At 65.0% G+C, this 12640-nt stretch carries 9 protein-coding genes and 1 tRNA gene; 4 read left to right on the top strand and 6 right to left on the bottom strand.

The annotated features are described in order from the left end of the window. Positions 1–23: 23 nt before the first annotated feature. Positions 24–572: a YceI family protein gene (locus tag GUY23_RS08200; protein ID WP_166971339.1), complete on the bottom strand. Its 549-nt coding sequence runs from the start codon at positions 570–572 to the stop codon at positions 24–26. A 199-nt stretch (positions 573–771) separates the two neighbouring features. Between GUY23_RS08200 and GUY23_RS08195 the strand changes: the two genes are divergently transcribed. Further along, positions 772–845: transfer RNA gene (locus GUY23_RS08195), tRNA-Met, on the top strand. 340 nt (positions 846–1185) lie between these two features. On the opposite strand, the gene GUY23_RS08190 is transcribed toward GUY23_RS08195, so the two are convergent. Together GUY23_RS08190 and GUY23_RS08185 are read right to left on the bottom strand one after the other, a co-directional pair. Continuing rightward, positions 1186–4218: a UPF0182 family membrane protein gene (locus tag GUY23_RS08190; protein ID WP_166971337.1), complete on the bottom strand. Its 3033-nt coding sequence runs from the start codon at positions 4216–4218 to the stop codon at positions 1186–1188. After that, a complete protein-coding gene (locus tag GUY23_RS08185; RefSeq protein WP_166971335.1) occupies positions 4218–5357 on the bottom strand; it encodes a YlbL family protein in 1140 nt (379 codons plus the stop codon). The genes GUY23_RS08190 and GUY23_RS08185 overlap by 1 nt, the downstream gene beginning before the upstream one ends. A 171-nt stretch (positions 5358–5528) precedes the next feature. On the opposite strand from GUY23_RS08185, the gene GUY23_RS08180 reads away from it, so the two are divergent. After that, complete coding sequence (locus GUY23_RS08180) at positions 5529–6977, top strand: zinc-dependent metalloprotease (protein ID WP_166971334.1); 1449 nt, start codon at positions 5529–5531, stop codon at positions 6975–6977. Next, a complete protein-coding gene (locus GUY23_RS08175) occupies positions 6978–7532 on the top strand; it encodes an NUDIX hydrolase (protein WP_166971332.1) in 555 nt (184 codons plus the stop codon). Between the two features lie 90 nt (positions 7533–7622). On the opposite strand, the gene GUY23_RS08170 is transcribed toward GUY23_RS08175, so the two are convergent. Continuing rightward, positions 7623–8174, bottom strand: coding sequence for a M48 metallopeptidase family protein (locus GUY23_RS08170; protein WP_228282803.1), 552 nt, complete (start codon positions 8172–8174; stop codon positions 7623–7625). Positions 8175–8708: 534 nt separating this feature from the next. Here GUY23_RS08170 and GUY23_RS08165 point away from each other — a divergent pair. Next, positions 8709–9611, top strand: coding sequence for a hypothetical protein (locus GUY23_RS08165; protein WP_166971330.1), 903 nt, complete (start codon positions 8709–8711; stop codon positions 9609–9611). On the opposite strand, the gene GUY23_RS08160 is transcribed toward GUY23_RS08165, so the two are convergent. Next, positions 9588–11627: an ATP-dependent DNA helicase UvrD2 gene (locus GUY23_RS08160; protein WP_166971328.1), complete on the bottom strand. Its 2040-nt coding sequence runs from the start codon at positions 11625–11627 to the stop codon at positions 9588–9590. The two genes, GUY23_RS08165 and GUY23_RS08160, sit on opposite strands and share 24 nt — an antisense overlap. After that, a complete protein-coding gene (gene nudC / locus GUY23_RS08155) occupies positions 11624–12601 on the bottom strand; it encodes an NAD(+) diphosphatase (protein ID WP_166971326.1) in 978 nt (325 codons plus the stop codon). Before nudC ends, GUY23_RS08160 begins: the two co-directional genes overlap by 4 nt. Between the last annotated feature and the right edge of the window lie 39 nt (positions 12602–12640).

Raw genomic sequence — 12640 nt, 5'->3', positions numbered from 1 at the left:
TTTCTGTCGTCGCCGCGGGTCGGTCAGGCCTTGACGAGCTCGAGTTCGAGTTCGATCTTGATCTTGTCGGACACGAGGAGCTCGCCTCCGCCGAGGACGGCTTCGAAGGACATGCCGAAGTCCTTGCGGTTGACGTCGGCGGTTGCCGAGAGGCCGGCGACCTGGTTGCCGTTCGGGTCGGTGGCGACACCGGCGAACTCGGTCGAGAAGGTGACTTCCTTGGTCACGCCGCGCATCGTCAGCTCGCCGACGGTCTCGAACTCGTCAGCGCCGTCGGCCTTGATGCCGGTGGAGGTGAAGGTGAGCTTCGGGTGCTCGTCGGCGAGGAAGAAGTCACCGCTCTTGAGGTGACCGTCGCGCTGTTCGTTGCGGGTGTTGATCGAGGAAGCGGCAGCCTCGGCCTTCACCGAGCTGTCTTCGAGGGTCTCACCCACGTTGACCGTACCCGCGATCTCTTCGAAGTGTCCGCGGACCTTCGAGACGCCGGCGTGGCGGGCGGTGAAGGTGAACTCCGAGTGGACGGGGTCGATGGTCCAGGTTCCGGCGGTGAGTCCCTGAGGCAGTGCAGTCATGATGTCTCCTTTAGTTGAAATTTGAAGTACGAGTGTCACTCTAGTTGAGCTTTCAACCATATGCAAGCCCTCACTCGAAGAATGTCACCCTCGAGTCCCTTCGACCGCCGAAAGGTGAATGGCAAGTGGACATGTGGCGGAGGTCACCTGTCCGCGGTTTGGCCAGCAGGTGACGGTTCATGTAGAGTTGAGAACACGCCGCGGGGTGGAGCAGTTCGGTAGCTCGCCGGGCTCATAACCCGGAGGTCGAGGGTTCAAATCCCTCCCCCGCCACGACAGTGGCAGAACCCTCAGTCAGTCAATCTGGCTGGGGGTTCTTCTCATTCACAGCCCTGTTCGGCCCGGCCCCCATGCATCAGCGCGACTGTATGCCCAGGGCGCACGCGCAGCGACGAAAATCAGTACGCGACGCTCACACTTCTCATGCACAGTCACGTGCCCGTCGCGAGCTGCACGTCGTGCGCTGATCGGCCATTCGCACACGCTCCGAGTACGACGAACGCCCCTGGGGTAACCCAGGGGCGTTCGTCTCACTCTGGCCGAGCCCAGCCGGCCCTACCCGAACGGGTCCAGCGCAGCCTCGCCGCACCGGACCCGTTCGGCAGGAGCCGACTCAGTTGCCCGAATCGCCGCCTTCGTCGGCCGGCTCCGAGGCGGGCGCTGAGGAGCTGTCCCCGGCGCCGTCCTCGGCGATCGAGGGATCGGCCGCAACTGCGTCGTCGATGGCGTTCTTCAACCGGTCCTGCGCCTTGCCGTACTCTTCGAAGTCGCCTTCCTTGAGCGCGGCATCGGAGTCCTCCATCGCCTTCCTGGCTTCCTGGAGCGCATCGTTGAGAGCCTTGTCCGACGAACCGCCGGATCCGGAACCCTCGTCGCCGGAGTCTCCGCCGGAGGAGGACGAACCGGATTCTCCATCCCCGCTGTCTTCGGTTCCTGCGTCGCCGGCCTTGGCGCCGGAGTCGCCGCCGAAGACCTGATCGAGTGCCTCGTCGAGGGTCGGAGCGAATCCGATGTCCTCACCGAAGGCCACGAGCACGTGCTGCAGCAACGGGTAGGAGGTCTCACCGGCGGACCGGACATAGACGGGCTGCACGTAGAGCAGACCGCCGCCGATCGGCAGGGTCAGCAGGTTGCCGTTCTCCACCTCGGACTCGCCCTGGCGAAGCAGGTTGAGGCTGCGCTGGACATCGGGTGCGGTATTGAAGTTGTTCTGCGCCTGACCCGGTCCGGGCACCGTCGTATTGCGCGGCAGCTGCAGAAGTCTGAGCTTGCCGTAGTTCTCCGACGTCTCGCCCTTCTTGTCACCGGCATCCGCATCAGCGGACAGGAAGCCCGTGAGGTTGTTGCGCGACTGCCCCTCTGAGGAGCGTTCGGGGATGTAGGAGCTCGTCAGCGAGAACGAGGGCGACTCCTGCCCCGGCATCTGCAGAGTCATGTAGAACGGCGGCTGTGTCAGACCGCTGCTGGCCCGCTTCGTCGGATCCGTCGGAAGGGTCCAGAAGTCCTGACCGGTGTAGAACTCACTGGCCGAGGAGACGTGGTACTTCGCGAGCAGGTCGCGCTGGACCTTGAACATGTCCTCGGGGTACCTGACGTGGCTCATGAGGTCACTCGACATCTCCGATGAGGATTTGATGAGACCCGGGAAGACCTTCATCCAGGTCTTGAGGACCGGATCGTCCTTGTCCCACTGGTACATGTCCACGGAACCGTCATAGGCGTCGACCGTGATCTTCACCGAGTTCCGGATGTAGTTGACCTCGTCATCGGGCAGTGTGGCCACGTTGTTCGGGGCGGTCGCCGTCGTCGAATCCTCGGTCGCCTGCTGCAGCGGCTGCGGGGTCGAGTACGGGTAGTCCTCGGCCGTGGTGTAGCCGTCGAGGATCCACTTGATCTTCCCGTCGACGACGGCCGGGTACGGGTCGCCGTCGATCTTGAGGAAGGGCGCCAGCTTCTCCACGCGCTCCCGCGGATGACGATCGTAGAGGATCTGCGACTTGTCGTTGAGCGCGTCCGAGAGCAGGATCTGCTCGTCCTGGAACTTCAGCGCGTAGGCGAGTCGGTTGAACAGGTTGCCCACGGTCGGGCCGCCGTTGCCGGTGAAGGTGTTGTTGACCTGGCCGGCGCCGCCCTCTTCGTCGGAGGGGTAGTCGAGTTCGCGCGGTTTTGCGCCCTCCTCGGCACCGACGATCGAGTAGTCCGGTGACGACTCACCGAAGTAGACCCGCGGTTCGTACTCGGGGAAATCACCCTTCGGCGGGATGTCGGACTCCATGAAGGTCGGTTCGCCGTCGGAGTTGCGCTGGTTGCCGTTGGCGGCGACGACACCGAAGCCGTGGGTGTAGACGATGGCGCGGTTGAACCAACTCTGATTGTTCACCGAGCTCGGAGCGAGTTCACGCACGGCGATGACGGTGTCTCGCCTGTCTCCGTCCATGTCGTAGCGATCGACGTCGAGCTTCTGTGGGAACGAGTAGTAGGGGCGGACCTGCTGGAGCTGACGGAAGGTGTCCGAGACCAGGTTCGGGTCGAGCAGTCGGATCGAGGCCGCGGTCTCCGCGTCCTTCCGCAGCGCGCCCTTCTCACCGGTCGTGCTCGGTTCGTACGGAGTCACCTCGATGTCATCGAAGTCGAAGGCGTCACGGGTGGCGTCGATGTTGTGCTGGATGTACTTCGACTCGAGGCTCTGCTGCGAGGGGTTGACCTGGAACTGCTGGATCAGCGCCGGGTAGCCGATGATCGAAACTCCGCCGAGGACGATGAGCGTGAGCGTCGCGATGATCGAGATCCGCCAATTGCCCTTCCACGCGGTGTAGACGAACAGCAATGCGACGAGCACAGCGGCGATCGCCACGATCGCCATCGCGGGCAGCGCCGCACGGTCGTCGACGTAGGTGACGCCGGGGACGATTCCCCCGGCTGCGGTGAGTCGGTCGTAGCGGGCGAGCCAGAGACGACCGGCCTGGGCGAGGATGAGCACAGCCACGGTGATGCCCAGCTGCCATTGCGCCGTCTTCGTCAGGATGACGCCCCTCTGCTCTCCCGGACGGATGCCGCCGAAGAGATAGTGGGCGACGACGGCAGCGATGAGGGACAGCAGCACAGCCATTCCCACCTGGTCGCCGATCAGCCGCAGACCGGGCAGGACGAAGACGAAGAAGGACTTGTCGAGTCCGAACTGCGGATCACTCGATCCGAACGACGTGGAGTGGAACCACTCGAGGACCGTGTTCCAATTCGCCGAGGCGGTGATGCCGGCGAGAACGCCGACGACGGCGGGAATCGCGATCGTCGCGACCTTGCGCAGCGGTTCGATGGCCTCACGGTACCGGTCGAGGTTCTCCTGACGCGGAGTCGTCGGCGCGTAGACGGGCCGATTGCGGTAGGCCAGGTGCAGGCTCACCCACACCGGGACGGCCATGACGATGAAACCGGCGAGGAAGGTCAGACCGCGGGTGATCCACATAGTGCGGAAGACCTGAGAGGCGTCGATCTGCTTGAACCAGAGCACCTCGGTGTAGACCTGTGTGAAGGAGATGAAGGCGATCAGCAGGATCGCCACCGATACGAGGGTGAGCAGCAGCGGCGAACGTCGTGGCCGATTCGCCGGCATGCGTGCGGAGGTGGGTGAGGACGAGGTGCTCACTACTGCCCTTTCTCATTGGGGTCGGCACCGTCGGCGGGGCACTTCGGAAGGTCCGAGGTGTCGCCTGCGGCGTACTGCTCCACGGTGGTCTTCGCGTCATCGAGCGTGTCGATGCGCGCCACCGTGATCTTGGACTGGTCGGCGGCCGCCATGACTTCGGCGCAGTTGTCGGCCGGGGAGAGGAACAGAGTCGCACCCTTCTCCGTCGCCGCGGCCACCTTCTGGCGCGCCCCGCCGATGGGGCTGACGGTTCCCGAAGGGTCGATCTCCCCGGTTCCTGCGACGTGTTTGCCGCCGGTCATCGCCCCGGGGGTGAGTTCATCGACGATGGCGAGGGCGAACATCGTGCCGGCAGAGGGCCCGCCGACGCCCTCGACATTGAACTTCACGTCGACCGGGAAGTCGAAGTCCTGTTTCATGTTGATCCCGATCGCCTTGCGGCCCTCGATGTCGGCGGGTTCGACGGTGATGTCTTCGGTCTTCCCGTCACGGTCGACGACGAGGTCGACGGACTTCGCCCCCTGCACCGTCTGACTCATGATCGCAGCGGCTTCGGGATCGGTGTCGAGCTTCTTGCCGTTGACCGACATCAGCCGGTCTCCCTTGCGCAGCTTTCCCTGGGCGGGTGAGTCGGTGACGATGTCGTCGACGAGCAGATGCACCGAATACTTCTTGCCGAGCTCACCCATCGCAGCGGCGATGGCGACGTCCTGGCTCGAGGACATCTCGACGGCGTTCGTCTGTGCCACTTCTTCGCGTGAGGTGTCGAGCGGATAGTACGCTTCGGTGGGAATCACGGTCTCCTGACCGTTGAGGAGCGCTCCGAGCGCCTGCGAGGCGAACACGTCGCGTCCGGGTCCCCCGCTGACGGCCACTGTGAGCATGTCGATGCGTCCGGCGGTGGGATAGGTCTTCGCCCCGGAGACGCTGATCATCGGATCACCCTGATAGTCGCCGAGAGTGTTGAAAACCGGTCCCGGCAGCTGAAGCATGTACGGAACCGGCAGGAGCACGGCCAGAGCGATGAGGACGTAGGTGAGGACACCCGAGGTCGTGGACAGACGTGGAGTTCGTCGTCGTCGCGGGCCGCGAGGTGGCTCCGCTGGCACCGGCAGGGCCCGGGGGGCGTTCTCTGTCATGTGTTCCTTTCGCTGCACCGCCCCACCAGTCTAATCGAATGCTGAGGACCGAATTCACAGACTCCTTTCGCCGGGTGCGAACATCCTGCGAAACCTCGCCGAATTGGGAAGCTTCGCACATTCGGAACCGTTAACGTGGGTGTCAAACCGATTCATGGGGGCTGGAGAACAATGACCGACGACAACAACAATGAGCAGAATCCGTTCGAGCAGATCTTCGGCATGCTCTTCGGTGCCAATGGCCCCGGCAGCGGTCAGGGCGATGACAAGAACGAGTCCGGGATGCCGCAGGGCTTCCAGATCGACCCGGCCATGATGGCCACGATCATGAACCAGATGCAGGGACTGTTCGGACAGGGCGCAGACCCTCAGGCCCAGGCCGTCTCGATCGCCCAGAAGGCCGTCCCTACCCCCGACCCCGCGGTGACGGATGAGGCCGAGCGCGCCACCGTCGACGCCTTCCGACTGGCCGAGCTGTGGCTGGCCGAGGCAACGGAGTTCTCCGTGGCCAACCGCTCCGCCCGCCCGCTGCGTCGAGCCGACTGGGTGAAGGAGACGATGCCCGGTTGGCAGAAGTTCGTGCTCCCCATCAAGGAGAACATGTCCACGGCCCTGACCGAGACCCTCGAGTCTCAGGTTCCCGCCGAGATGAAGGGCATCCTCGCTGGGGCCTCGTCGATGTTCGGCTCGATGAGCGATTCGATGTTCGCCATGCAGATCGGTCAAGCCGTCGGGGCGCTGTCGGAGAGCGTCCTCACCGGCACCGAGGTTGGACTGCCTCTGCTTCCGCATGACGCTGCCGTGCTCGTCGAGACCAATGTCGAGGCCTTCGCTGCCGAGATCGATGTCGACGTCTCGGAGGTCCGCATCTATCTCGCCGCGCAGGAGCTCGCACACTCGGCCCTGTTCGAACGGGCGCCGTGGCTGAGCGCCCAGGTCGAGACCGCACTGACCCGGTACGCACAAGGGCTCAAGGTCGACACCTCGCAGATCGAGGACATGGCCTCGAACATCGACCCGTCGAACATCTCCGAACTCAGCGACAACATCCGTCAGGGCCTGTTCAACCCGCCGACCACCGACGACCAGAAGAAGGCACTGACCTCTCTGGAGAACCTGCTGGCCGTCATCGCCGGATGGGTCGATGTCGTCGTCTATGAGGCCTGCAGGCACCTGCCCGGCCGCGACCAGATCCGAGAGGCGCTGCGCCGCCGTCGGGCGACGGCGGGACCGGCGGAGAAGACCTTCTCCGCGCTCGTCGGTCTGGAGCTCAATCCGCGCAGGCTCCGTGATGCCGCTGCCCTCTTCGCCTATCTCGAGTCACAAGGCGGGCCCGAGGCCAGAGACAAGGTGTTCTCGCACCCCGACCTGCTGCCGACGACTCAGGACCTCGACGACCCGCTCGGGTATTCGGAGCGACGCCACGCCGAATGGACGAACGAGTCGAGCATCGACGAAGCGCTCAGCCGCATCCTCGCCGAAGGTCTCGACGGAGCCGGCGATGCTGCGGCCGAGGATTCTTCGTCCGAGGATACGTCGTCCGAGACCACGGACGATGACTCCGATGACACCGGTGCCGCAGAGGACACAGACGCCTCCGACGACACCGATGATCGCTGAATGATCGATCTCGCCACTGCCCGCCGCGAGGTCGGCCTCGCACCCGCCGGTGAGTTCACGGCGGACTTCGGCGAACTCTTCGACCAACACGGCGAGGACGCACTGCATCGTAACGGCGGCGGCCGGCACGTGACGGCCAGCTGCCTCGTCTTCGATCCCGACGCGGATTCGGTGCTGCTCAATCATCACGGCAAGGCGCGGCTGTGGGGTCAGTTCGGCGGGCACCTCGAACCGGTCGACGACTCACTGCGTGCTGCCGCCCGGAGGGAGGCCGAGGAGGAGAGCGGGCTGACCGGCTTCTCCTGGGTCTCCCCCACCCCCATCGATCTGCACGTACACGACCTCTCAACCGCTTTCGGCTCCTGCTCACGACACTTCGATGTCGTCTTCGCCGCCGCAGCCTCCGTATCCGAATCACCGAACGTGTCGGCCGAGTCGCTCGACGTCGCCTGGTTCCGGCTCGATGAGCTGCCGAACGACCTCATGCCGGATCTCCCGGCTCGATTGCCTGACCTCTATCACGCCGCTGCGGCCGCCGTCGCCAACCAGACCTGAGAGGCCCCGGCGGCTCCTTCGATACGTCTCAGCCTCTTTCGAGGCGCCCCAGCCTCTGCGATGGGTGTTCGGCCGCCTCGCTGATCGGTCTCAGCTTCCTCGGCGGAAACGCTCTCCGTCGTTGAACCCAGCGAGGTACAGCTGCGCGTCGGCCTGCCGGGGGTGCCTGTTCGCCAGATCGTGGAATTCCTTCGAATGCGGACCGATCTGCAGGTGGACGAGCTCGTGGACGACTACTGTCTCGAGCACCCACCGCGGCACGGACTGGAGGCGATGGGAGATCCGGATGTCTCCGGTCGATGTCGTCGTCGACGCCCAGCGGCTGATGTTCTGATTCGTCACCCACCTGATCGAGGTCGGACTCAGTCGTCCTGCGAAATAGCGTCGGTTCATCTCCTCCGCGAGCTCGACGAGGTCGGCGGCGGAGGAATGGTCGCGGGCCGCCAGCCGGTTGAACAGTGCCGTGAGCGACCGGATGTTGCTCTCCACGCTGTAGCGGGCCGGCGCCCGCAGCACGAAGGTGTCGATCTCCTTCGACACGGCGACGGTCTTCTTCCGTCGAGTCGACCGTCGGACCTCGATCTCTCCACGGGCGATGGCCCGCAGCACCTCTTCTTCACTCCAGCTCTGTCGATTGGCCACGGGTCAATGATAGGGAACGGTTCTGACATCGCGTCACCGGGCGACCGACTCCGATACTCCTTGTGAGTTTCCTGAGTATCGTGAAGATTCTTTCCCTCATCGGCCCGTCCACAGCCGCTTCTGCGTTCGACGAACCCACCCACCCGGGCTTGAGCTCTTCGGAACAGGTGCTTATCAACACCCTCCAGCTCCCTCAAGGCACCTTTCCTCCACAGCCTGTGCGGCGATTTCCACACGTTATCCACACGGTGTTGACGTGTCTGTGCATGACGACGCATTGACGCGGGGGCGAATGCGGAATAGGTTCTATGTTTGACCCCGGAAAACCCGGAGATGCGTGCGGAAGGGGAAGCCGCACGAGTCTTCGCGAGCGCCTGGGGCACAAAGCGGTCGAGGGGAGGCCGGAACACGTTTTCCGGCCTCCCCTCGGTCGTTGTCCACAGAGTTTTCCACAGATCGCGGCACCCTCTGGCGATCCCCTCCTCCACTGACTACCGTAGAAGTCTGCAGCGGAGTCGAGGCGAAGGGTCCACGATGTTCAGAATCTTTCCCAGCGTTCCCATTACGTGGCGCTCGTCCTCGTGCATTCAGTTCGGGGCCGATGATCCGGTCCTCATCGACGGCTTGCTGCCCGCTGACGTCAGCCTCATCGAAGACCTCCGCCTCGGCATCGGCTCATCGCAGTTCTATGCTCGGGCGCAGGAACTCGGAGCCGACCTCAGCCGCGCGAGTTCGCTCATCACCCTCTTGGGCGAGGCCGGCGTACTCATTCCCGACGGATCGGACGCCGAGGAGGTCCCGAGGGGCTCCCCTGTCTTCGCCGCTGCCCGCACCTACGGTCTGCCTCCTCATCGCGTCTCCCGAGCTCTGGGTGCCCGTCCCGTCCTCGTCACCGGTCCCCTGCGTTCCATCCTCGAGGGACACCTCGGGTCCGCGGGATTCGCCGTCTCCTCGGCCCGGCGGGTCGAAGACCTCGATCTCATGTCTGCTCCGCTGGTGATCACGACCTCATATCTGGTTGCCGACCTGAATTCGGCGATGTGGCTCAATGATCGAGAGGTCGACCACTGTCAGGTCGTGCTCGGTGAACACGCGGTGGAGGTCACCGGCCTCATCCGTCCGGGACGCACCCCGTGTGCCGTCTGTTCCTGCCTGCATCGCAGGGACGTCGATTCCGGATGGTTCGAACAGTATCCGCGCCTCTGCGCTCTGCCCGAACGAGAAAGCCTGGCCGACCCGGTAGCTCGCGTGCTCGGTGCTGCCCATGCCGTTCAGCTTCTGCGCAACGCGCTGCTTGCGCATGATCCTTCTCCTGCCCGAAGGGTCATCACCCTCGATGCGGGGTCGGTCAGCGAAATGGAGCTGTCGTATCACGAGCAGTGCCACTGCCGCGCACCGGTGCCCGATTTCGGTTCAGTCGGCGAGCAGGCCCAATAGGCTCGCCCCGTAGAGTTCGAGCTTCGTCGCTCCGATTCCCGGAACCCGGGAGAGTCCGTCGAGGTCGCGAGGACGATTCTCTGCGATGACCGACAGAGACGTGTCGGTGAGCACGAGATAGGGAGGCAGACCCTGCTCCATCCCGACTCGAGTCCGCCACCGGCGCAGTCGGTCGAGCAACTCGAGATCGACCTCGGCGGGGCAGCGGGAGCAGCGTCCGAGCGCTCGATCGATCTGGGAGACGAGTGCACCGCCGCAGCGACGGCAGCGGTTGAGCCCTGCCGTGGTCGCAGTCGCCTGCGCTCTGCCCATCGACTGACCGACCTGCCCCAGCTCGGAGAGGAAACGCGAGGATCTGCGGGGCTTCTGCTCCGAATCGAAGCGGGCAAGCGACCAGCTCATCCGCAGTTCCCTGCCCGCACGGGTCAGCGCCACGTAGAACAGGCGTCGCTCCTCGGCAACGGCCCGAGGGGTCTGCGCATAGCTGATCGGCAGCAGTCCCTCACTCAGGCCGACGAGATGGACGCTGTCCCACTCCAGGCCCTTGGCCGCGTGGAACGAAGCCAGGGTGACGCCTTCGATGTCGGGGGCGAACTGGTGTTCGGCACGATCGGCCAGGTCGTCGAGGAAGGCCTCCATCGGCACGGGGAGGCCCTGCCCCGCCTGGTGCTCCTCTGCGAGATCCACGAGGGCCTTGAGCGACTCCCACTTCTGTCGGCTCGCTCCGGGGCCCGGCGGTTCCGTGGTGAAGCCGAGGGAGCCCAACACTTCGATGACGGCGTCGGGCAGCGGGCGACCATTCGAGGTGACGCGGGAAGCCTTGAGCATGAGGACGGCTTCCTTGACCTCCTTACGAGCGAAGAAGCGTTCCCCACCGCGCAGCACGTAGGGAATGCCGGCGGCGGTCAGTGCCTGCTCATAGGCGGGACTCTGACCATTCGTGCGAAAGAGCACGGCGATGTTGCGCGGACGACGACCCGCGTGGATCTCGGCCGAGATCGCCTGGACCACTCCCGTCGCCTCGGCCTCATCGGTGGGGTATTCGGTCATGCTCGGCGGCCGACCTTCGGCGTTCTCGGTCCGCAGCGTCAGCGCGGTCTTCGAGGTGTGTCTGAGCAGACTGTTGGCGGTGGACACGATCGACTGGGAGGAGCGGTAGTTGCGGACGAGGCGGATGGTCCTGGCGCCCGGCATCGCCGCGTTGAGGGAGCCGAGCAGGCTCGCATCGGCTCCGGCGAAGGAATAGATCGTCTGCGCGGGGTCCCCGACCACGCAGAGGTTGTCGCGCGGACCCAACCAGCGGGAGAGCACATCGAACTGCAGCGGCGAGACGTCCTGGAACTCATCGACGACGAAGTGCCGGTACTGGTCCCGGATCTCCGCAGCGATCGCCGGGTACTCCGCGAGGACCCCGGAGAGAACAAGAAGCACATCATCGAAGTCGAGCAGCCTCCCGCGGGTCTTGGCCTCGCCATAGGCGTCGATGATGCGAACCATATCTTCGACACCCAACTGTCCCGGCAGGTCCCGTGCGGCCGCCTTGGTCGCATAGTCGTCGACGCCCAGCAGCGAGGCCGCAGCGAATTCGATCTCCGAGGCGACGTCACGGGTGAGCTCCCGACTGGTCTCCATGCCCAGGCTCTGCATCACCGATCCGATGATGCCTGCCTTGTTCTCGATGATGCGAGGGAACTCGCCTTCGGCGAAGCGGTCCCAGAAGAAGCGCAGCTGGCGCAGGGCAGCAGAGTGGAAGGTGCGGGCCTGGACTGCCGGCACCCCGAGCCCGCGCAGCCGTGAGCGCATCTCCCCCGCCGCCTTCGCAGTGAAAGTCAGCGCCAGGACGTGGTTGGGAGGGAACACGTCGGTGGCGATTCCGTAGGCGATCCTGTGAGTCATGGCGCGGGTCTTGCCCGTTCCGGCACCGGCGAGGACGATCACCGGGGAGTCGAAATGGGTGGCGACCTCCCTCTGCTCCTCATCCAGGGCCTCGAGAAGGGCCGTAGCCGCAGCTCTCACTCGTTGTCCAACCAGCTGTACAGGAGCTGACCGGCGATGGACACAGTCGACGGCGATCTGACCGTCTCCTCGGCGATGGCCGTGCGCAGCTCATCCCGGGTGAACCACCGCAGCGAGGCGATCTCCGCTTCGTCGGCAGCGAAGTCACGGCTGAGTGCCTCGGCGGAGAACCCGAGCATGAGCGAGCACGGGAAAGGCCACGGCTGCGAACCGAGGTACCGGGGATCGGTGACCTCGAGGTGGGCTTCCTCCCAGATCTCCCTGATCACCGCGTGTTCGAGGGTCTCGCCGGGTTCGACGAAGCCGGCGAGAAGCGAGTAGCGGTCGGCCTCCCACGCGGCGTTGTTGCCCAACAGCACCCGTTCGATCCCGTCGTCGTCGGTGTTGACGATGACGACGATCACCGCGGGGTCGGTGCGGGGGAAGTGTTCGCTGCCGGTCTCGGGATCACGGCGGACCCATCCGCCGAGGACGGGAACGGTCGGTGACCCCGTGCGCGGGGAGTAGCGGTGGGCGCGGTGCCAGTTGCCGACGCCGACGATCTCACACGCCAAGGACACCTGCACGTCGTCGAGGGACTCCGCCAGGTGCCGCAGCGGCAGCCAGACGGGTTCGGAGCTGTCGACGCCGTCACCGGGCGCGGTCAGCAGATCACTGGCGTCACGAGCACGAGAGGCCTCCAGCGCCGCATCGAGGACGCCGCGACCCTCGTCGTCGAGCGAGATGCCGATGTAGCGGGTGCCCTGCGGGTCGAGACCGAGATAGACCTCCGTCTGCGCCGTGGGAACGAGTGCGTGATCGCCGAGGAAGAGTCCACCGGAGGCCACGAGCAGGTTCCCCCGATGCTCGAACACGGGCACGGCACCGGCCGCCCAGATCTCGGACAGGTCCCCGTCCTGGCCTCTCGTGAGATGATCGCGATCGATTCCGTGACGGGCGAGGCTGATCGGCTGGACCGGGGGCATTGGCTTCATGCCCTCCACGATAACTCAGGCCCCTGACGTGCCTGCAGG

The sequence above is a fragment of the Brevibacterium atlanticum genome, assembly GCF_011617245.1.
GTDB lineage: Bacteria > Actinomycetota > Actinomycetes > Actinomycetales > Brevibacteriaceae > Brevibacterium > Brevibacterium atlanticum.
Note: the sequence above shows the minus strand (reverse complement) of the source record. Positions and strands in the feature narration are given on the sequence as shown.

Bases quoted from the DNA above. Each gene is read 5' to 3' on its own strand.
- GUY23_RS08200 (WP_166971339.1), bottom strand. From the start codon at position 572: ATGACTGCACTGCCTCAGGGACTCACCGCCGGAACCTGGACCATCGAC.
- GUY23_RS08185 (WP_166971335.1), bottom strand. From the start codon at position 5,357: ATGACAGAGAACGCCCCCCGGGCCCTGCCGGTGCCAGCGGAGCCACCT.
- GUY23_RS08180 (WP_166971334.1), top strand. From the start codon at position 5,529: ATGACCGACGACAACAACAATGAGCAGAATCCGTTCGAGCAGATCTTC.
- GUY23_RS08175 (WP_166971332.1), top strand. From the start codon at position 6,978: ATGATCGATCTCGCCACTGCCCGCCGCGAGGTCGGCCTCGCACCCGCC.
- GUY23_RS08165 (WP_166971330.1), top strand. From the start codon at position 8,709: ATGTTCAGAATCTTTCCCAGCGTTCCCATTACGTGGCGCTCGTCCTCG.
- nudC (WP_166971326.1), bottom strand. From the start codon at position 12,601: ATGAAGCCAATGCCCCCGGTCCAGCCGATCAGCCTCGCCCGTCACGGA.